Genomic DNA, 20,057 nt, shown 5'->3' with positions numbered 1-20,057 from the left:
GATGCATGACTGATACAGCTCTAGCCGGAGCGTCCGCGGACTCCGCTGCCCCTAAGCGCCCCGCCCGCCCTGCCCGTCCCGCTGCAAAGCCGCACGGGCAATGGAAAGTGGACGGCAAGACGCCCCTTAACGCCAACGAAACCTGGAAACAGGAAGACGACGGCCTTAACGTGCGCGAGCGTATCGAAACCATCTACGCCAAGGAAGGCTTCGACGCCATCCCGGGCCAGGACCTGCACGGCCGGTTCCGCTGGTGGGGCCTGTACACCCAGCGCAAGCAGGGGATCGACGGCGGCAAGACCGCAACCCTTGAGCCGCACGAGCTCGAAGACAAGTACTTCATGCTCCGTGTGAGGATCGACGGCGGCGCGCTCACCACCGAGCAGCTGCGCGTCATCGGCCAGATCTCCGTGGACTTCGCCCGGGACTCTGCCGACCTCACGGACCGCCAGAACATCCAGCTCCACTGGATCCGCGTGGAGGACATCCCCGAAATCTGGAACCGCCTGGAAGGTGTTGGCCTGTCCACCACCGAGGCTTGCGGCGACGTTCCCCGCGTCATCCTTGGCTCGCCCGTGGCCGGCATCGCCAAGGACGAGATCATCGACCCCACCCCGCTGATCGCCGAGCTGGGGGAGCGGTTCATCGGCAACCCGCTGCTGTCCAACCTGCCCCGCAAGTACAAGACCGCCATCACCGGGCACCCCAGCCAGGACGTGGTGCACGAGATCAACGACTTCGCCCTGGTAGGCGTGCGCCACCCCGAGCTGGGCATCGGCTACGACCTCTGGGCTGGCGGCGCGCTGTCCACCAACCCGATGCTCGGCAAGCGCCTGGGTGCGTTCGTGACGCCGGAGCAGGCAGCAGACGTGTGGCTCGGCGTCACCAGCATCTTCCGCGATTACGGCTACCGCCGCATGCGCACCAAGGCCCGCCTGAAGTTCCTGATGGCCGACTGGGGTCCGGAGAAGTTCCGCCAGATCCTGGAGGACGAATACCTGGGCTACAAGCTGGCCGACGGCCCCGCCGCACCCAAGCCCACCACCCCCGGCGACCACGTCGGCGTGCACGAGCAGAAGGACGGCAAGTTCTTCATCGGCGCCACCCCGGTGGCCGGCCGCCTGTCCGGGGCTGCCCTGGTCAAGCTCGCGGACACCCTGGAGGCCCGGGGCTCCTACCGGCTGCGCACCACCCCGCACCAGAAGCTCGTTGTTCTCGACGTCGAGAAGGACCACGTGGAGCCGCTGGTGGCCGAGCTGGACGCGCTGGGCCTGTCCGCCCGCCCGTCCGTTTTCCGCCGCGGCACCATCGCCTGCACCGGCATCGAGTACTGCAAGCTGGCCATCGTGGAGACCAAGCACACCGCCGCCACCGCCGTTGCCGAACTTGAGCGCCGCCTGGCTGACCTCGCCGAATCCGGCGAGCTGCCGCACGCGCTGTCCCTGCACATCAACGGCTGCCCCAACTCCTGCGCCCGCATCCAGACCGCGGACATCGGGCTTAAGGGCATGATGCTTCCCACGCCCGACGGCGACCCCTCCCCGGGCTTCCAGGTCCACCTGGGCGGCGGGCTGGCTTCCAGCAGCCGCGAAGAGGCCGGCCTGGGACGTACCGTCCGCGGCCTGAAGGTGTACGTGGACGACCTGCCCGACTACGTTGAGCGGGTTGTCCGCACGTTCGTTGCCCAGCGCGCCGAGGGCCAGACCTTCGCCGAATGGGCCCACGCAGCAGACGAGGAGGCACTCCAGTAATGAGCAAGCATGCACTCGGAGTAGACCCTGTTGCCCCGCAAGCCGTCGCCACCGCCGAGGTTGACGCCACCGTTGCGGCAGCAGCCCCCAAGCTCCGCAGCAAGGAAGAGCTGAAGGCCCTCGCCGAAGCCGGCGCTGCCGAGCTCGGCTGGGACGCGCCCGCCCGCGACGTCATCGCCTGGGTGGAGCGCAACTTCGACCTGCCCGCCGTCGCCGTCGCCTGCTCCATGGCCGACGCCGTCCTGCCGGCCCTGGTCGCGGACCAGATGCCCGGCGTCGACGTCCTGTTCCTGGAGACCGGCTACCACTTCCCGGAAACCTACGCCACGCGTGACGAGGTGGCCGCAAACCTCCGCGTCAACGTGGTGGACGTGCTCCCCGAGAACACGGTGGAGCAGCAGGACCGCCTGCTGGGCAAGAACCTCTTCGCCCGCGACGCCGCCCAGTGCTGCGCCCTCCGCAAAGTGGCCCCGCTGCGCCGCACCCTGTCCGGCTACGAACTCTGGTTCACCGGCGTGCGCCGCGACGAGGCACCCACCCGCACCAACACCCCGCTGGTCACCTGGGACGAGGCCAACGGCCTGGTCAAGGTGAACCCGGTGGCTGCGTGGACCTTCGACCAGCTGGTCCAGTACTCGGACGACAACCTCCTGCCCGTCAACCCGCTGCTTTCCCAGGGTTACCCCTCCATTGGCTGCCAGCCCTGCACCCGGAAGGTGGCGCCGGGCGACGACCCGCGCGCCGGCCGCTGGGCAGGGACCGACAAGACAGAATGCGGACTACACGTATGAGCACTTCCCTAACCGAGGAGACCACCCAGGTGACTGAAGCCGCCGTTTCCACGCGCCTCTCCAGCCTGGACACCCTTGAGTCCGAGGCCATCCACATCATCCGCGAGGTTGTTGCCGAGTTCGAGAAGCCCGCGCTGCTGTTCTCCGGCGGCAAGGACTCCGTGGTGATGCTGCACCTGGCCACCAAGGCATTCTGGCCCGGCAAGGTCCCGTTCCCCGTGCTGCACGTGGACACCGGCCACAACTTCCCGGAGGTCATCGACTTCCGCGACCGCACCGTGGAGCGCCTGGGCCTGAAGCTCGTGGTCGGCTCCGTGCAGGAGTTCATCGACCGCGGCGAGCTCGCCGAGCGTGCCGACGGCACCCGCAACCCGCTGCAGACCGTCCCGCTGCTGGACGCCATCCAGCAGAACAAGTTCGACGCCGTGTTCGGCGGCGGCCGCCGCGACGAGGACAAGGCCCGCGCCAAGGAGCGCATCCTGAGCCTGCGCGACGAGTTCGGCCAGTGGGACCCGCGCAACCAGCGCCCCGAATTGTGGAACCTCTACAACGGCCGCCACACCGTGGGCCAGCACGTCCGTGCGTTCCCCATCAGCAACTGGACCGAGCTGGACATCTGGCGCTACATCGAGCGCGAGAACATCGAGCTGCCCGGCCTGTACTACGCCCACGAGCGCGAGGTTTTCGCCCGCGACGGCATGTGGCGCGCAGTGGGCGAAGTGTCCCAGCCGCTGCCCCACGAGGAAGTCATCACCAAGACCGTGCGCTACCGGACCGTGGGGGACATGTCCTGCACCGGCGCCGTCGAGTCCGACGCATACACCGTGGCCGACGTCGTGGTTGAAGTCGCTGCCTCCACCCTCACCGAACGTGGCGCCACCCGGGCAGATGACCGCATCTCCGAGGCAGCCATGGAAGACCGCAAGAAGGACGGGTATTTCTAATGAGCACGATTTCCGAGATTTCGACAGGCTCACTCACCGAAGGCCTGCCCACCACGCTCTTCCGTTTCGCCACCGCAGGATCGGTCGACGACGGCAAGTCCACTTTGGTGGGCCGCCTCCTTCACGATTCCAAGGCCATCCTGGCTGACACGCTCGACGCCGTTGCCCGCACCTCCGCAGACCGCGGCTTCGGCGGCGAAAAGGGCGGCATCGACCTGGCGCTGCTGACCGACGGCCTGCGTGCCGAGCGCGAACAGGGCATCACCATCGACGTTGCCTACCGCTACTTCGCCACGGACCGCCGCAGCTTCATCCTGGCCGACTGCCCCGGGCACGTCCAGTACACCAAGAACACGGTGACGGGCGCGTCCACTGCGGATGCCGTCGTCGTACTCATCGACGCCCGCAAGGGTGTGCTGGAGCAGACCCGCCGGCACCTGTCCGTGCTGCAACTGCTGCGTGTGGCGCACGTCATCGTGGCCGTGAACAAGATCGACCTGGTGGACTTCAGCGAGCCCGTGTTCCGCGAGATCGAAGCCGACGTGCAGCAGGTGGGCCGCGAGCTGGGCCTCGGCTCCGACGGCATCGCCGACCTGCTGGTGGTACCCGTTTCCGCGCTCGACGGCGACAACGTGGTGGAGCGCTCCGAGCGGACCCCCTGGTACACCGGCCCGGCGCTGCTTGAGGTCCTCGAGACCCTTCCCGCCGCCGACGAGCTGGAAAGCCACCTGGAGAGCTTCCGTTTCCCGGTGCAGCTGGTCATCCGTCCGCAGGGCGCGCTGGCTCCCGACGCCGTGGCTGCCGGCCTGGATGCGGAGGCTTACCGCGACTACCGCGCGTACGCCGGCCAGATTACCGAAGGCTCCGTCAAGGTGGGCGACAAGGTTTCCGTGCTGACGCCCGGCCAGGACCCGCGCACCACAACTGTGGTTGGCATCGATTTCGCTGGCGCCTCGCTGGAGGAAGCCGCCGCCCCGCAGTCGGTCGCGATCCGCCTGGCGGAGGAGTTCGACGTCGCCCGCGGTGACACCATTGCTGCTGCCGGCACCGTCCGGGAAGCGTCAGCCGACCTGTATGCAGCGCTGTGCTGGCTGTCCCCGAAGCCGCTCCGCGAAGGCCAGAAGGTGCTGGTGAAGCACGGCACCCGCACGGTGCAGGCGCTGGTCCGCAACGTGTCCGGCAAGCTGGACCTTGCGTCCTTCAAGCTGGAGCCAGCCTCGAACCTGGAACTGAACGACATCGGGCACGCGCAGCTCCGGCTCGCCGCACCGCTGCCGCTCGAGAACTACCTGCACCATCGCCGGACCGGCGCGTTCCTGGTGATCGATCCGCTGGACGGCAACACGCTTGCCGCAGGCCTGGTCAAGGACCACCCGGGCGACCACGAGGACGAGCGCTACAGCATCTAGCTTCGCCGAGTTCGCCGGAATGCACCGAGATCGCCGCAAAATTGCGGCGATCTCGGTGCATTCCGGCGATTTCGCGGTTTAAGGGACCTGGCTTTACTGCTGCCCCTCGAGGATCGACTTGAGCTTCTGCAGGTCCTTCCGGGTCTCACGGCGGATCATCGGCTCCATAACCAAACCCGCGAGCTTGGAGAAACCCGAGGGCTTGCCGGTGTTGCCCAGCGTCATGCGGGTCCCGCCGCCTTCATCGGCCCAGGTGTAGGTGGTCTGCATGGGGAACGGGCCCTGGGCGGTGCGCATCACCAGCTTTTCGCCCGGTACGTATTCCACGAACTCATAGGTGTAGTTCAGCTCCCGGCCGAGGAACTTTGCGGTGAACGCCACCTTGGAACCTGTACCGGTTGGGCCGTCAGTCAGTCGCTGGGATTTATGGATATTGACGTACCAATTTGGTGCGTTGTCCGGGTTGGCCGCGTACTCCGCCACCTCCGCGCGCGGCCGGTTGATGAGGATCTCGGTCTGGACGTTCACCATGATTGCGTCTCCTTCCGGGGAGACCGGGTTTAGCCTAGGACTTACGTTAGTCCTCGGCGGCTCAGTGGGAGGCAGAGCATGGAAACCATCAACAGCAAGCTTCTCAACTGGGCGTCCATCCTGGATGACCAGACCCGGAAACAGGCCGTGATGACGGCCGAGTTGCCGTTCATCTACCCGCACCTGGCACTGATGCCGGACGCGCACCTGGGCAAGGGCGCCACCGTGGGCTCCGTCATTCCAACCCTGCGGGCGATCATTCCGGCCGCGGTGGGGGTTGATATCGGCTGCGGCATGATCGCGGTCCGGACGCAGTACACGCTGAAGGACCTGCCGGCGGACAGGAAGCGGATCCGGGAGTACATCGAGCGGGCCATTCCGCTGTCCGCCGGCCACAACAACAAGAAGGTCCTGCCCACCGCCGAACCCCGGATCGCGGAGCTGAAAGCGCTGGCTGCGAAGGCCGGCTTCAACCCGGCGCAGTATGTCGAGAAGTGGGAGTTGCAGCTGGGATCCCTCGGTTCGGGCAACCACTTCATCGAGATCTGCTCAGATGAGAACGGCGACGTCTGGCTCTTCCTGCACTCCGGCTCGCGCGGCATCGGCAACAAGATCGCCCAGCACCATATCGGCGTCGCCCGGCACGTAAGCCGCAAGAACCAGATCTATCTGCCCGACCCGGACCTCGCCTACCTCGACGAGGGGACGCCGCAGTTTGACCGGTATATGGCCGAACTGCGCTGGGCCCAGCACTTCGCGCTGCTGAACCGCGAGGAAATGATGGACCGCGTGATTGAGCAGTTCGGCCGCTGGGTGGGTGGGCCGGTGCAGGAACGCGAGAGGATCAACTGCCACCACAACTTCACCCGGCAGGAGACGCACTACGGCAAGTCCGTGTGGGTGTCGCGGAAGGGCGCCATCAAAGCCGAGCACGGCGATCCGGGACTGATCCCCGGATCCATGGGGACGGCGTCGTACGTTGTGGAAGGACGCGGCAACCGGGAGTCGCTGAACTCGTCGCCGCACGGGGCGGGCCGGGAGTACTCACGCAATGCAGCCCGCAGGACCTTTTCGCTCGAGGAGCTAAAGCGGGCCATGCGCGGAATTGAGTTCCGCGCGTCGGAGGCATTCATCGACGAAATTCCCGCTGCGTACAAGCCGATCGACCAGGTGATGCAGGACGCCGCAGACCTGGTGACGGTCCGGCACAAGCTGCGGCAGCTGGTCAACGTCAAAGGCAACTGACGCGAGCTCGCCGGAACGGTGTCATGAAGCCGGAACGGAACGGCGTGCTGGCACCATTCCGGCGATCTGGGCGCTAATCAAGCGGCGGACCGGCAGCAAGCGAGAAGCCACCGGCACGGCCGAATGTGACGCTAGATGAACCTGCGTGACCCCCCGTTTAGGCTTCATTGAACGGGTTTATGTCACTCCCTATGGTGAAACAATGACTAGTTCCAAGCCCGGGATGACCCGCATCGTGGCAGGCGAAAGCGCAGCACCCAAGCGCAAGCGTGCCATCGAGGCTGCCCTGGCCGTCGGGCTGGTCCTCCTGATTGTGGTGGGAGCGGTTGTGGCCTCCACTGTTTCGCGTAACACTGAGGCCCAGGCCGTGGCCCCCACCCCCGCGGCGGAGCTCAAGCTGGGGTACTTCGGCAACGTCACGCATGCCCCCGCTCTGGTGGGCATCAAGGAGGGCTTCCTGGCCGAAGCGCTGGGGAACACCACCCTCAGCACCGAGACATTCAACGCCGGTCCCGCTGCCATCGAGGCGCTGAACGCCGGCGCCATCGACGCCGCATACATCGGCCCCAATCCGGCCATCAACTCGTTCGTGAAGAGCCAGGGCGAGTCCGTGAAGGTTATTGCCGGCGCTGCCGCGGGCGGTGCCCAACTGGTGGTTAAGCCTGACATCAACTCCGCCACAGACCTCAAGGGCAAGACCATCGCGTCCCCGCAACTGGGCGGAACCCAGGACGTTGCCCTGCGCGCGTGGCTGGCGGACCAGGGCTACAAGACCAACGTTGACGGCAGCGGCGACGTCGCCATCAACCCCACCGAAAACGCCCAGTCCCTGAAGCTCTTCCAGGACGGAAAGCTCGACGGCGCCTGGTTGCCTGAGCCGTGGGCGTCCCGGCTGGTGCTCCAGGCCGGAGCCAAGGTGCTGGTGGACGAAAAGGACCTGTGGGACGGAACCGGTACGGGCAAGCCCGGCGAGTTCCCCACCACCATCCTGATCGTGAACCAGAAATTCGCCGCCGAACACCCTGAGACGGTCAAGGCGCTCCTGGCCGGCCACGCCAAGTCGGTCGCTTGGCTCAACGAGGCACCTGCGGAACAGAAGGCCCGTGTCATCAACTCCGCCCTGCAGGAATCCGCCGGCGCAGCCCTGGCCCCGGATGTGCTGGACCGTTCGTTGGCCAACATCACCTTCACCCTTGACCCGCTGGCCGGAGGCTACCCACGCCTTCTTCACGACGGCGTCGAGGCAGGCACCACCAAGCAGGCGGACATCAACGGGCTCTTCGACCTCCGCGCACTCAACGAGGTCAATGCGGTTGCAGGCAGCACCACCAAGATTTCAGCAGCCGGCCTCGGCCAGGACTGATCCACCCCACTACCTAAGGACGGCACCATGCCAGTCGTACTGGAAAACCTGGGCAAGCGCTTCGGCGACGGCGCCCCGGTGCTGGACGACGTCAACGCCACCATCGGGCAGGGCGAGTTCGTTGCCCTCCTCGGTGCGTCCGGCTGCGGCAAATCCACCCTGCTGAACATCATCGCGGGGCTGGAGGCGCCGACGTCGGGCGCCCTGGAAGTGCCCAGCGACGGTGCCGCCTTTATGTTCCAGGACGCCGCCCTTTTCCCGTGGCTCACCGCCCGGGAAAACATCGAGCTGGCCCTGAAGCTGCGCGGTGTGGGCAAGGCGGAGCGCCGGATCAAGGCGCAGGAGCTCCTTGAGCTCGTGCACCTTGGCAGCGCCGGCGACAAGCGCCCGCACGAGCTGTCCGGCGGCATGCGGCAGCGTGTGTCTCTGGCCCGGTCGCTCTCACAGGACCGGCAGCTGCTGCTGATGGACGAGCCGTTCGCCGCGCTGGACGCCATCACCCGCGACCTCCTGCACGACGAGCTGGAGCGCATCTGGAAGGAAACCGGCCGCACCATCGTCTTTGTGACCCACAACGTCCGCGAGGCCGTCCGGCTGGGCCAGCGCGTGCTGCTGCTGTCCTCCCGGCCCGGCCGCGTGGTCCAGGAATGGGCCGTCACCGAGGAACACCGAACCGACGCCGGGCTTGCCGGCCAGCTGACCGGGGTCATCACCGCCCGGCTGCGGGAGGAGATTCGCCGCCATGCCAAGTAAGTCCCTGTCCGGCTCCGCGCCCGATGCCGCCCCCGCCCCTTCGCCGGACGGCTTTCGTCCTGCGGACGAAGCGTCCGGCTCCGACAGGCCCGATGCCACTCCCTGGGCGGCATCGGGCGCTGCGCCCGCATCCACTCAGCACGTCCATGCCGCTTTGACACGGACTTCCACCGGGAAAGAGGACCTGCGGGAACTCGAGTCCGGGCTGGACTCGCTGCAGTCCGATGCCGACCGCAAGCACCGGATCGAGTGGAGCCGGATCCTCCTGCCGATCGCCGCCCTGGCCGTCCTGATCCTTGTCTGGCAGTTCTACGTCTCGCTGGGCGTCAAGCGCCGCGACCTGGTGCCAGGTCCGCTGGATGTTGTGGGCCAGATGGGCGTTCTCTGGAACGAGGGTAAACTCCAGGAGGCCCTGTGGACATCGATGCAGCGCGGACTGGTTGGCTTTCTGATCTCGGTGGCCATCGCCACGCCAATCGGCCTGCTGCTGGCACAGGTTGCACCGCTGCGCCGCGCGTTCGGCCCGCTGATCTCCGGCCTGCAGGTCCTTCCTTCCGTGGCATGGGTTCCTGCGGCCATCATCTGGTTCGGCCTCACCGACGCCACCGTCTATTTCGTGGTGTTCATGGGCGCCATCCCGTCCATCATCAACGGCCTCATCTCAGGTGTGGACCAGATCCCGCCGCAGTACCGGCGCGTGGGCACCGTCCTGGGCGCTTCCCGGCTGCAGATGGCTCTCCAGGTCATCCTCCCGGCCGCGCTTCCCGGATACCTGGGTGGCCTCAAACAGGGCTGGGCCTTCTCCTGGCGCTCACTCATGGCCGCGGAAATCATCGCCGTGGGCGGGACCATCGGCTTCGGCCTGGGCTCGCTGCTGGACCAGGGCCGCATCCTGTCCGACATGACCGTGGTGATGTCGGCAATCCTGCTGATCCTCGCCGTCGGCATCCTGATTGAACTGCTGGTGTTCGGCCCCATCGAGAAGCGCCTGCTGCGCAGCCGCGGCCTCCTCTCCGGCAGCACCCGCTAGCCCTTACACCACCCTTGCAAGGCCCGACGGCGACCTCCCGCCGTCGGGCCTTGCCGTTTGCTTGTGCTTTTGCCCGCCGCCGTCGTGGGGCACTTTGGCACGGAAACGCCGCGGCTTAAGGCTGGTCCGGCACTCTGGCCCGCCAATGTGCCCCACGACGGCGGGTCCCTGGGGTCCGTGACAGACTGGCCGGATGACCGTCAGCTTCGTGTGCCGCACCGAATCAGCGCTGCCTCCGGAACGACTCTTCGACCTGGCCCGCAGCATCGACGTACACGTGAACTCCCAGCAGGACGCGGGGGAGCGGGCCGTGGCTGGTGTGACGTCCGGGCTGATCGAAGAGGGCCAGGAGGTGACGTGGCGGGCGCGGCACTTCGGGATTCCCCTGACCATGACGAACCGCATCACCCACATGGACTTCCCAAGCAGCTTCACGGACGAGCAGGTCCGCGGCCCGTTCAAGAGCTTCCGCCACGTCCACGAATTCGAAACGACCGCCACAGGCAGCGCCATGACGGACCGGGTGGAGTTCACCGCCCCGTTCGGGTTCCTGGGCCGGCTGGCAGAGCGGCTGGTGCTGGCCGGCTACCTGGAGAAGCTCATCGTCCACAGGGGCCGGTTCCTTGCCGGCCAAGCCTGAAGCATCCTTTGTGACGCAGCATTACCTTACGTGAACTGGTGTTGCTCGGCCTTTGTGGGCGATTGTGACGCGGCCCTACCGTTGATTCATGGCAATTCAGGATATCTACCCCACGGCGCTGCGCCTCCTCGGCCGCCCCGTGCTGGTGGTGGGCGGCGGCCCCGTTGCTGCACGCCGCGCCAAGGGGCTGCTCGACGCAGGTGCACGGGTCACCGCCGTGGCTCCCGTTGCCTCTCCCGCGCTCCGGGAACTGGCCGACGCCGGCCTTCTCACCTGGGAGCCGCGCACCTACCGTCCGTCCGACGTCGACGGAGTCTGGTTCGTCCAGACCGCCACCGGTGATGCCGCCGTGGACGCGCAGGTTTCGGCTGACGCCGAGGCGCAGCGCGTCTGGTGCGTCAACGCTTCCGACCATGAAGCCTCCGCAGCCTGGACGCCCGCCGTCGCCGAAGTTGACGACGTCAAGATCGCCGTCAACGCCGGGGGAGACCCCCGCCGCGCCATGGCCGTGCGCGACGCCGTCGCCACCGCACTGGAAACCGGCGACCTTCCGCTGCGCCGCCGCCGCGCCCACCGGGGATCAGTTGCACTGGTTGGTGGCGGCCCCGGCGACACCGGCCTCATCACCGTCCGCGGCCGCCGGCTCCTGGGCCAGGCCGACGTCGTTGTGGCGGACCGGCTCGGCCCCCGTGAACTGCTGAACGAACTGGCCCCAGACGTCCGCGTGATCGAGGTCGGCAAGACCCCCGGTCACCACCCCGTGCCGCAGGCCGAGATCAACCGCATCCTGGTCGAAGAAGCCCTCGCCGGCCACCGCGTGGTCCGGCTCAAGGGCGGCGACCCCTACGTGCTGGGCCGCGGCGGCGAGGAAGCCGAACACTGCCGGCAGCACGGCGTCGAGGTTGAAGTGGTTTCCGGCGTCACGTCTGCGATTTCCGTTCCCGCAGCCGCCGGCATTCCGGTTACGCACCGCGGACTGGCCAAAGGCTTCAGCGTGGTCACCGGCCACGAGGAACTGTCCGAGGTTCCGGCCCGCGCAGACCACACGATCATCCTGCTCATGGGCGTGGGCCAGCTCCGCGAATCCGCGTCCGCCCTCGGCAAAGCCGGCCTGCCCGCTGACACTCCGGTTGGTATTGTTGAAAACGGCTACTTGCCGGACCAGCGCGTCACCATCGGCACGCTCGGTTCCATTGCGGACCAGGCCGAGGCCGCCGGCGTCGCAAATCCCGCAGTAATTGTCATCGGTGACGTTGTGCGCGTGAGCCCGTTCGCGCCGTCGCACTTCCGAACCGCTGACTACAGCACCACCACCCCAAACAAGCCCCGAGTCCTCACCACCTAGCCCACCCAACCCAACTGGGTAGCGCCAAGTGTCGTTATGAGCCCTCAAAACGACAGTTAGTGCTACTTAGTTGGGCCGGAACGAACAAAAGGAACACAGCCGTGTCATCAAGCACTACCGTAGGTTCTGCCGAACGTCCGCTGCGCGTCGCCGTCGTGGGCTCCGGCCCGGCCGGCGTCTACGCCGCCGACATCCTCACCAAGAGCGAAGCCGTCAAGAGCGGCGAGCTGACCGTGAGCATCGACCTCTTTGACCGCTACCCGGCACCCTACGGCCTGATCCGCTACGGCGTTGCCCCGGACCACCCCCGCATCAAGGGCATCGTGAACGCCCTGCACAAGGTCCTGGACCGCGGCGACATCCGCTTCTTCGGGAACGTGGACTACGGCACGGACCTCACCATCGAGGACCTCCGCACCCACTACGACGCCGTCATCTTCGCCACCGGCGCCATCAAGGACGCGGACCTGAACATCCCGGGCATCGAGCTGGACGGCTCCTACGGCGGCGCGGACTTTGTCTCCTGGTACGACGGTCACCCCGACGTTCCCCGCGAATGGCCCCTCGAAGCCAAGGAAATAGCTGTCATCGGCAACGGCAACGTGGCCCTGGACGTGGCCCGCGTCCTGTCCAAGCACGCCGACGACCTCCTGGTCTCCGAGATCCCGGACAACGTCTACGCCGGCCTGAAGGCCTCGCCCGTCACCGACGTGCACGTCTTCGGCCGCCGCGGCCCGGCCCAGGTCAAGTTCACCCCGCTGGAGCTGCGCGAGCTGTCCCACTCCAAGGACGTGGACATCATCCTGTACCCGGAGGACTTCGAGTTCGACGAGGAATCCGACCGCCAGATCCAGACCAACAACCAGACCAAGACCATGGTGGGCACGCTCACCAACTGGATCGCCGAGCAGCCCGAAGACCTCTCCGAGCTCAAGGCTTCCCGCCGCCTGCACCTGCACTTCCTGCACAGCCCGGTGGAGATCTACGACGACGCCGAGACGCCGGGCAAGGTTGCCGGCATCAAGTTCGAGCGGACCGAGCTGGATGGCACGGGCAACGCCCGCGGCACCGGCGAGTTCGTGGACTACCCGGTCCAGGCCGTCTACCGCGCCATCGGCTACTTCGGTTCCGCCCTGCCGGAGATCGAGTTCGACCACAAGAAGGGCGTCATCCCGAACGACGGCGGCCGCGTCCTGGACGCGTCCGGCACCCACGTGCCGGGCATCTACGCCACGGGCTGGATCAAGCGCGGACCCGTCGGCCTGATCGGCCACACCAAGGGCGACGCTTTGGAAACCGTGACCTACCTGCTGGAAGACCGCGAAAACCTTCCGGTGGCCAGCGTTCCCGAGGCGGACGGCGTCGTCGAACTCCTGGACGGCCGCGGCGTGAAGTTCACCAGCTGGGAAGGCTGGCTTGCCCTGGACGCGCACGAGCTCGCCCTCGGTGCAGCCGCCACGGAGGCCGGCGGCTCGCACGGCGTCGAGGTCAAGCGTGAGCGCATCAAGGTTGTGCCGCGCGAAGACATGGTCGCCATCTCCCGCGACGGCGTGGCCGCGCAGGTCTAAGACACCACAAGCAACGCGAGGTCGCTTTCCGCCCGATGAACTCGGTTCATTGGGCAGGAAGCGACCTCGCGTTGTTGTTTTAACCAGGCGGCGCTACTTCCCGGCGCCGCCTGCCGCCATCAGCTCCAGCCGCTGAAGGGTTTCCCGGTTCCGCACGCCGATCATGGCGTCCCGGAGGAACTTGGGCATGAGCTTGCCGGGACCCCTGATGGCGTCTTCGACCATGGTCACCTGGCACTGGTTGCCCCGGTCCTCAAGGGTAACCACCACCTTGGCCTCACCCATCGGCCAGCCACGCGCCACAAGTTCCAGCAACCGGCCGGGCTCGGCGTTCACTACCCTGGTGCTGTCGTTGATCACGAACGGCCAGGCGCCGACGGAGTGGTGGAGCCGGGCACCGGCCTGGGGCCACGCATCGTCCACGGCCCGGATCCTGGAGGCTCCCACCACCCAGCCGGAATACAGCCAGCCGTCGGAGAGGACGCGCCACACGTCGGCTGCGGGGGAGTTGAACAGCTGGGACACGGTGGACATGGTCTTCCTTCTCTCTGCGGTGCCGGGCTGGTTAAGGGCAGGACGTCCGACGGCGGCAGGCGCCGGCCGCTGCGCCGTCCGGTAGGAGCGCTCCCGCAGGCGGCGCGTCCAGGCATAAGTCTGCGCCCCGGGCGGCTGGTTCTCCAGTGGGTTGAAGCGCAGCGGCGTGTCAGCGGGCGGGGACCCCGCGTGCAGCACCAGCTCGCCGCACTGGCGCCAGCGTCCCAGCGGCCTGGCCCAGTACAGCCCGAGCACCCATTCCCCGGAGGACAGCGATCCCGGCGGCAAACTGACCGTCCGCAGTCCCAGCAGAACGGGCCCATTCCTGCCGCGGTAGGGCATGAGGGTGGTCATGGTGGCGCCGTCGACGTCGAGCCGCGGCTGGAGCAGGAAGCGTCCCGGAACCCGCCAGCCGGTGGAGGCGAAGAGAACATCCGCGGAACCTCCGGTGGCAGGGGTGCCGGCAACCGGGGTGACGCGCAGCGCGAGCCCCAGGACGTCCGGCAGTGCCTGCGGCAGGCCCACTGACCGCGAGAACCTGGCCTCCACTGCGTCCGTGCCCGGCGAATCCAGCCACTCCAGGCCACTCGCTTCGTGGGGGTTGCCGGTCCGCGTCAGTTCCCCGGCCAGGCCCAGTCCCTTCGGATGGATGGGGCGGTCCGGCCTGGCCAGCTTGAGCACCCGGAACAGACCCTCGAAAGCGCGGCCGGCAGGCTCCGAGAGGCCCGGGGCGGCGTCAGCGGGTTCCCTCTGCCCGGTGCCAGGCGCAGGCCCTCCCGCTGTGAAGGCACGCAAGGTGCGTTCCGCGCCCTGGCTGCTGGCGCCGTCGTCGGCTGTTGGGTCCGTCGTCAGGTGCTGGGTCATATTTCCTTCGTACCCCGAAATCCGGAGGAATTACATACGGCCGAACCGCGAGCGGATCAAGGCAAAAATCCCGTAGGCGATGAAGCCGGCCCCGATTGCAACCAGCAGGGATGGTCCGAAGGGATGGTCGCGCAGGGCCTTCAGGCTGCCGTCCAGTCCGGTGGATTCCTCGGGGCGGTGCTTGGCGGCGGCAATGACGAACAGGAGTCCCGTGAGGTTCAGGGCGATGCCCTTGGCGATGTGGCCCGTGACGCCCAAGGTGTCGATCAGCCGGCCGCGCCGCGTTCCGTCGAAATAGAAGAGTTCCTCCTTGAAGCCGCGCCGGGCGCCCTTGAACACGAAGTAGATGCCGATCCCGATAATCGTCAGGCCCAGGGCCACCAGCACCCACAAGCCCAGCGGGTTGGCCATCAGGGAAGCGCTGAAGTCCCGCGCGCTGTCACCGGAGTCGCCGCGCAGCCCCACCGCGAAACCGGCGAAGCTGAACCCGACGCTGCCGTAGGCAATGGCCAGGAAGCCTGAGGAAATCAGCTTGGAGACCCGCTCCTTCCGGGGCCGGCCCCGCATGCGGAGTGTGGCCTCGCTGGCCTGCCACAAGGACAGGCCACCGCATGCTGCCACGCATGCCCACATGACTGCCGGGCCCCACGGGTTGGCAGCCAGCTGTTCGATCGCGCCGGTAGCATCGGGCTCACCTGGCTGGCCGAAGGCGACGGCGACGGCGATGGCCCCCACAATGATGTGCAGCAGGGCCATCACAGCGAATCCCGTACGCGCCAGGACGTCGAGAGCCTTGTGGTTGGAGGCGTCCTCGATGGCGTCCGCGGCCTGGCTGAGGGTTGAGTCCCGGTCCGACATCGGTCAGCCGTTCATGGGTCCTTCGGCACGCAGCTTCTCCGCACCGGGTCCTTCAACGTGGACGGTGCAGCGCACCACCAGCTGGCCGGGAGCGTTGTCCAGCTCAACGAGGGAATCGTTTCCGCTCAGCACGGTAAAGACCTCCGAGCCCCCCACAACACCTACGCCCTTGGCCTGCGCCGTCTCCCGGGCATTCCGCAGCGCCTCGCGCTGAAGCCCGTCCACATATGTGCTGTCACTTTCACGGGCCGGGTCCCCGAAGGCCCAGCCGAACAATGTCCCTGTCATTCCCATGGCCACGATATTACGCGGTCCGGTGCGCGTAAGACGGGCTTTCGTAACATTAGTAAGTGTGCTTACCATAGGCGGACCATGACCTCGATGGGACACGGAAAGCGAAGTCCGCGGCAGCGGCATCCCGGAACCAGTTCAACGTAAGGAATGCACATCATGGCAGGAAATCTCATTGCCCGGTCAGTACACGACCTGACGGCAGCAGCCTGGTTCGGTGGCTCCCTGATGGGTGCCATCGGCCTGAACGGTGCAGCGGCGGAAGCCAAGGACCCCACTGAGCGGACCCGGCTCTCCAGTGCCGGGTGGATGAAATGGGCGCCGATCCAGACGGCAGCCTTCGCCTCCCACCTTGTGGCGGACCTGGCCATCGCTTGGGAGAACAAGGAGCGCATCGCCCAGCAGGACGGCGTGGCCCGGGACACGGCCATCAAAACCGTGGTGACCCTGGCCGGCGCTGCGGTGACCCTGTACTCCGGCATGCTCGGCAAGAAGGTGGAGAAGCTGGCCGGTGAAGGTTCCGAAGGCGCCACCGAGCCGCGGCCCGGTGCTTCCGACGAACTGCAGGCGGCCCAGCAGCAGCTCAAGACGCTCCAGTGGGTGATTCCGGCCTTCGCCGGACTCGTGGTGATCCTCGGAGCCAAGCACGGCGAGATGCAGCGTCCCAAGAACGTGTTTGCGGGCTTGCGCCGCTAAACGCGACGCGCACAGTCATCTGTGACGCACAAAAAACCTGGCGCACCTGAGATTACAGGTGCGCCAGGTTTTTTGTGCGGCGAAAAGGAGGAACCGCAGCGCTAGACGGGCTGCGTGTTCGCCGGTGGAAGGTCCGGGTTCATGTCTTCCATGTTCGGATCCTCGGCCGTCCACACCTGGATGATCGCCCATGCCACGGCGGCCAGGGGGACGGACAGGACTGCGCCCACGATGCCGGCGAGGATGGTGCCGGCTGTCAGGGCCATCAGGATCACCAGGGCATGGAGCTGCAGGGATTTGCCCATCACAATGGGCTGCAGGAGGTCGCCCTCCAGCTGGTTGACCGCGATGACCACGGCCACCACGATCAGGGCCACCACGGGCCCGTTGGCCACCAGTGCCACCAGGGCCGCCAGGATTCCGGCCACAGTGGCGCCCACCAGCGGCACGAAGGCGCCGATGAAGACGATGAGTGCCAGGGGGATGGCCAGCGGAACCTGCAGGATCAGCAGCGCGGCCCCGATGGCTACAGTGTCCACAAGAGCCACAATCGCCGTGCCGCGGACGTAGCCGCCGAGCACCTCAAGAGTACGCTTGCCCACCCGGCGCAGCTTTGCCTCGCGTTCCCCCTTGAACGGACGGAGGAAAAAGTTCCAGATCTTGCCCCCGTCCTTCAGGAAGAAGAACAGGATGATGATCATGAGGCTGGCCCCCGCGATGAACTCGGTCACCACGGACAGCCCGGTGATAGCTCCCGAACGGACCTGGCTGCTGGTGGCGAACTGCACGATGCCCTCGCGCGCCTGGTCCAACTGCTCCTGGTCCAGTGGAATGGGGCCGGTGAGCAGGAACCGCTCCAGCTCGTCCAGGCCTGACGCAGCCTGCTGTGCGAGTTCGCCCCACTGGTTGCGGACCGAGTAGTAAATAACTGTGCCAACGCCGCCCAGTACCAGCAACAGCCCGATGAACGCGATGCCCGTGGCCAGGCCTCCGCGCATTCCGCGGCGCCGCAGCATGTTCACGAACGGACCAATGGCGGCGGCCAGGATCAGCGCGATCAGGATCGGAATCACCAGGAGCTTGATCTGCATCAGCGCGTAGATGGAGACGACGGCCACGGTCAGGATCAGCAGGATCTGGGCCGCGCGGATGCCCACCCGGCCCAATCCGTCGGACCAGAGTGCGCTGGCCGGCTTGGTTTCCCGGGCTTTCGCGCCCCGCTGCAGGGCAGATTGTCCAAGGGGTTGGCCCTGCCGCGGTGCGCCTTCGGCTGCCGCCGCGGCCTCGGTGCCAGGTTTCGGCGGTGGGGTCTCGTTGCCCAACTCGTGTTCGGTCAGGCGTGTGGATCGCGCCATGGGAACTCCTCATCATCGGCGGCACCCGCCTGCGGGTGCAGGGCAGGCTTAACTACCTACGTCAGATAGTAAGCCTACTGACCGATTACGTGCCGAGCCACTCTGCGCAGGAGTTCAGGTTTCTGTTCACGGTGGCGACGGCGGCGTCCTCGTCGTGCCGTTCGATGGCCGCCAGCAGCAACTCGTGCCCTTCCTGGGGGAGCCCCTCGAAGCCCGGCCGGCCCTGCTGGGTAAGGAGGTCCTGGTGGAGGACGGGGCCAAAGCTGACGTAGAGCTCATGCAGCAGGGGGTTGCCGGAGGCCTGGGCCACCCGTTCGTGGAAGCCCCAGTCCGCCCGCGCCCAGGCCTCATAGTCCCTGCCCTTCCAGGCCTGGTCCCGGGCGGTGAGGAGCCCGCGCAGGGCGGTGACGTCGTCGTCGGTGGCGTTCCGGGCAGCCAGCCGCGCCGCCTGGGTGTCCAGCCCCAGCCGGACTTCCAGGATGTGCTCCTCCGTGTGGTCCTGGTACATGCGGCGGGCGGCACCGGAGATCTCGCTGGTGGCGCGGACGTAGGTGCCGTCGCCGCGGCGCACCTCCAACATGCCGCTGTGTGCGAGGGCCTTGATGGCTTCGCGAAGGGTGCCGCGCGAGACACCAAGCCCGGCGATCAGTTCGGTCTCGGACGGGATGCGCTGGTTCAGCGGCCACTCGCCGGAGTGCACCATGGTGCGCAGTTTGGCGGTAACTTCATCGGCCAGGGGCGCGCGGGTGGAGGGGCTCAGTGCCATGGCGTCCTACTTTATCTGGTGTTGGCTTTGCCGGTCTTCGGCGTGCCGGTGATCAGGTGCGCCACCACAATCTGGACCAGCGCCAGGGCCAGCAGGATGGCGAGGGGCAGAGTCCAGCCTCCGGTTGCGCCGTGCAGCAGGCCCATTCCGAAGGGCCCGGCCGTTGCCAGCAGGTAGCCGGAGGACTGCGCCAGGGTGGACAGCGCGGTGGTTTCGGCCGTGCTTGCCCCGCTGCGGCTGATCATCACCATCACCAGCGGGAAGATTCCGAGGCCAAAGCCCAGCAGGACGGCCGAAACGAAGGCGAGCTGAACGGGCAGCACCAGCAGCGCCACCAGCCCCAGTGCCATGACGACGCTGACCAGGTAGAACGCCGGGCGCAGCATCCGCGGCCGTGACCCGATGGCGATCAGGACCATGCCGGCAGGGACCGAGACAAGCTGCATCAGTCCGAACATCAGTCCGCTGTCCGAGGCGCTGAGCCCCATGGTGGTGAGCATGTAGGGGAACCAGCTCAGCAGGGCGTAGGCGAGCAGGGCCTGCAGTGTGAAGATCGCGGTGAGGAGCACGCCTTTGCGGGTCCGCAGCAGCGGCCAGGGCGAGATGGTACCCGCGCTGCCGCGGGAGTTGTTGCGGTGCGCGTGCAGCACCACGGGAAGGAAGCCAAGGAAGGCTGCGACGGCGGTGATTCCGATGGCGCCGACGGCAGCGGACGGCGATCCCAGTGCCTGCGCCAGGGGGACCACCGCGACGGCCGTGACGGTTGCGCCGGTGGTCATCGTGACCGTATACATGGCGGTCATCAGCGAAGTCCGGGAGGCGAAATGCTCGCGGATGAAGGACGGCATGGCCACGTTGCAGACGGCCAGGCCGGACATCCCAAGAACGCTGCCGGCAACCAGCATCCCCGTGGCCGGAATGCCGCGCAGCAGGAGACCGCCGGCCAGCATTGCCAGGGCCAGCAGAATCGCCTTTTCCACGCCCAGCCGCCCCGTTAGCCAGGACGTTCCCGCACCGGCAAGCGCGAAGCAAAGGGTGGGGACGGACGGAATGATTGCCGCCACCAGCGGGCCGTAGCCGAGCGCGGCCTGCAGATCGTGCAGCAGCGCCGACGCCCCGGTTATCCCCGCACGAAGGTTCAGCCCGATGAGGACGAGCGCAATAACGCCGAAGACGACGGCGGACCGCGGCTTTGCCTGCACGGCCTGGGCGCCCATGATCGCGGAAGCGGGAGCGGCAGCTGTGGGTGCCGGGGCGGGAGCGGACGCGGCAGGCGAGGGCGGGGTGGCGGGCATACCTCTAGGGTAAACGTTAGACGTTTGA

19 protein-coding genes are annotated in these 20,057 nt (G+C 67.1%); 12 read left to right on the top strand and 7 right to left on the bottom strand.

The genetic code is table 11. From position 1 onward, the window contains the following. Positions 1 to 5 precede the first annotated feature (5 nt). From ACZ9BC_RS13150 to ACZ9BC_RS13135, 4 genes are read left to right on the top strand one after another with little or no spacing between them, the layout of a single operon-like run. Positions 6 to 1,751, top strand: coding sequence for a nitrite/sulfite reductase (locus ACZ9BC_RS13150; protein WP_079596534.1), 1,746 nt, complete (start codon positions 6 to 8; stop codon positions 1,749 to 1,751). Further along, on the top strand, positions 1,751 to 2,542 hold the full coding sequence (locus ACZ9BC_RS13145; protein WP_181884893.1) for a phosphoadenylyl-sulfate reductase: 792 nt from the start codon (positions 1,751 to 1,753) through the stop codon (positions 2,540 to 2,542). Before ACZ9BC_RS13150 ends, ACZ9BC_RS13145 begins: the two co-directional genes overlap by 1 nt. Continuing rightward, complete coding sequence (gene cysD, locus ACZ9BC_RS13140) at positions 2,539 to 3,486, top strand: sulfate adenylyltransferase subunit CysD (RefSeq protein WP_115526347.1); 948 nt, start codon at positions 2,539 to 2,541, stop codon at positions 3,484 to 3,486. The genes ACZ9BC_RS13145 and cysD overlap by 4 nt, the downstream gene beginning before the upstream one ends. Continuing rightward, on the top strand, positions 3,486 to 4,895 hold the full coding sequence (locus ACZ9BC_RS13135) for a sulfate adenylyltransferase subunit 1 (protein WP_476246291.1): 1,410 nt from the start codon (positions 3,486 to 3,488) through the stop codon (positions 4,893 to 4,895). The genes cysD and ACZ9BC_RS13135 overlap by 1 nt, the downstream gene beginning before the upstream one ends. A 93-nt stretch (positions 4,896 to 4,988) precedes the next feature. On the opposite strand, the gene ACZ9BC_RS13130 is transcribed toward ACZ9BC_RS13135, so the two are convergent. Beyond that, a complete protein-coding gene (locus ACZ9BC_RS13130) occupies positions 4,989 to 5,426 on the bottom strand; it encodes an SRPBCC family protein (RefSeq protein WP_476246290.1) in 438 nt (145 codons plus the stop codon). Positions 5,427 to 5,504: 78 nt separating this feature from the next. On the opposite strand from ACZ9BC_RS13130, the gene ACZ9BC_RS13125 reads away from it, so the two are divergent. The 7 genes from ACZ9BC_RS13125 to ACZ9BC_RS13095 all read left to right on the top strand — a co-directional run bounded on the left by ACZ9BC_RS13125 (position 5,505) and on the right by ACZ9BC_RS13095 (position 13,370). Then, positions 5,505 to 6,671 carry an RtcB family protein gene (locus tag ACZ9BC_RS13125; RefSeq protein WP_476246289.1) on the top strand — a complete coding sequence of 389 codons (1,167 nt, stop codon included), beginning with the start codon at positions 5,505 to 5,507 and terminating at the stop codon, positions 6,669 to 6,671. A 223-nt stretch (positions 6,672 to 6,894) separates the two neighbouring features. Continuing rightward, entirely contained in the window at positions 6,895 to 8,034 is a 1,140-nt protein-coding gene (locus tag ACZ9BC_RS13120; RefSeq protein WP_476246490.1) for an ABC transporter substrate-binding protein, read from the top strand. 27 nt (positions 8,035 to 8,061) lie between these two features. Beyond that, positions 8,062 to 8,787, top strand: coding sequence for an ABC transporter ATP-binding protein (locus ACZ9BC_RS13115; protein WP_476246288.1), 726 nt, complete (start codon positions 8,062 to 8,064; stop codon positions 8,785 to 8,787). Continuing rightward, a complete protein-coding gene (locus ACZ9BC_RS13110; RefSeq protein ID WP_476246287.1) occupies positions 8,777 to 9,817 on the top strand; it encodes an ABC transporter permease in 1,041 nt (346 codons plus the stop codon). The genes ACZ9BC_RS13115 and ACZ9BC_RS13110 overlap by 11 nt, the downstream gene beginning before the upstream one ends. 193 nt (positions 9,818 to 10,010) lie before the next feature. Beyond that, positions 10,011 to 10,457 carry an SRPBCC family protein gene (locus ACZ9BC_RS13105; protein ID WP_476246286.1) on the top strand — a complete coding sequence of 149 codons (447 nt, stop codon included), beginning with the start codon at positions 10,011 to 10,013 and terminating at the stop codon, positions 10,455 to 10,457. Between the two features lie 88 nt (positions 10,458 to 10,545). Further along, a complete protein-coding gene (cobA, locus tag ACZ9BC_RS13100) occupies positions 10,546 to 11,802 on the top strand; it encodes a uroporphyrinogen-III C-methyltransferase (protein ID WP_476246285.1) in 1,257 nt (418 codons plus the stop codon). Between the two features lie 101 nt (positions 11,803 to 11,903). After that, on the top strand, positions 11,904 to 13,370 hold the full coding sequence (locus ACZ9BC_RS13095; RefSeq protein WP_476246284.1) for an FAD-dependent oxidoreductase: 1,467 nt from the start codon (positions 11,904 to 11,906) through the stop codon (positions 13,368 to 13,370). 93 nt (positions 13,371 to 13,463) lie between these two features. Here ACZ9BC_RS13095 and ACZ9BC_RS13090 read toward each other — a convergent pair whose 3' ends face one another. The 3 genes from ACZ9BC_RS13090 to ACZ9BC_RS13080 are packed head-to-tail and all read right to left on the bottom strand — an operon-like array spanning position 13,464 to position 15,920. Next, on the bottom strand, positions 13,464 to 14,768 hold the full coding sequence (locus ACZ9BC_RS13090; protein WP_476246283.1) for an SRPBCC family protein: 1,305 nt from the start codon (positions 14,766 to 14,768) through the stop codon (positions 13,464 to 13,466). Between the two features lie 30 nt (positions 14,769 to 14,798). Beyond that, entirely contained in the window at positions 14,799 to 15,626 is an 828-nt protein-coding gene (locus ACZ9BC_RS13085; protein ID WP_476246282.1) for a DUF1206 domain-containing protein, read from the bottom strand. Between the two features lie 3 nt (positions 15,627 to 15,629). Continuing rightward, positions 15,630 to 15,920, bottom strand: coding sequence for a hypothetical protein (locus ACZ9BC_RS13080; protein ID WP_476246281.1), 291 nt, complete (start codon positions 15,918 to 15,920; stop codon positions 15,630 to 15,632). A gap of 156 nt (positions 15,921 to 16,076) precedes the next feature. On the opposite strand from ACZ9BC_RS13080, the gene ACZ9BC_RS13075 reads away from it, so the two are divergent. Next, on the top strand, positions 16,077 to 16,613 hold the full coding sequence (locus ACZ9BC_RS13075; RefSeq protein WP_079596547.1) for a hypothetical protein: 537 nt from the start codon (positions 16,077 to 16,079) through the stop codon (positions 16,611 to 16,613). Between the two features lie 101 nt (positions 16,614 to 16,714). Here the strand turns inward: ACZ9BC_RS13075 and ACZ9BC_RS13070 are convergent, their stop codons facing one another. The 3 genes from ACZ9BC_RS13070 to ACZ9BC_RS13060 all read right to left on the bottom strand — a co-directional run bounded on the left by ACZ9BC_RS13070 (position 16,715) and on the right by ACZ9BC_RS13060 (position 20,029). Next, a complete protein-coding gene (locus ACZ9BC_RS13070) occupies positions 16,715 to 17,968 on the bottom strand; it encodes an AI-2E family transporter (protein ID WP_476246280.1) in 1,254 nt (417 codons plus the stop codon). Between the two features lie 85 nt (positions 17,969 to 18,053). Further along, positions 18,054 to 18,734, bottom strand: a complete 681-nt coding sequence (locus ACZ9BC_RS13065; RefSeq protein WP_476246279.1) for a FadR/GntR family transcriptional regulator — start codon at positions 18,732 to 18,734, stop codon at positions 18,054 to 18,056. A gap of 11 nt (positions 18,735 to 18,745) precedes the next feature. Continuing rightward, the gene (locus ACZ9BC_RS13060; protein ID WP_476246278.1) at positions 18,746 to 20,029 is read right to left on the bottom strand and encodes an MFS transporter; all 1,284 of its coding nucleotides are present in this window, start codon (positions 20,027 to 20,029) and stop codon (positions 18,746 to 18,748) included. Positions 20,030 to 20,057 lie beyond the last annotated feature (28 nt).

The sequence above is a fragment of the Pseudarthrobacter sp. TE3704 genome, assembly GCF_056279405.1.
Note: the sequence above shows the minus strand (reverse complement) of the source record. Positions and strands in the feature narration are given on the sequence as shown.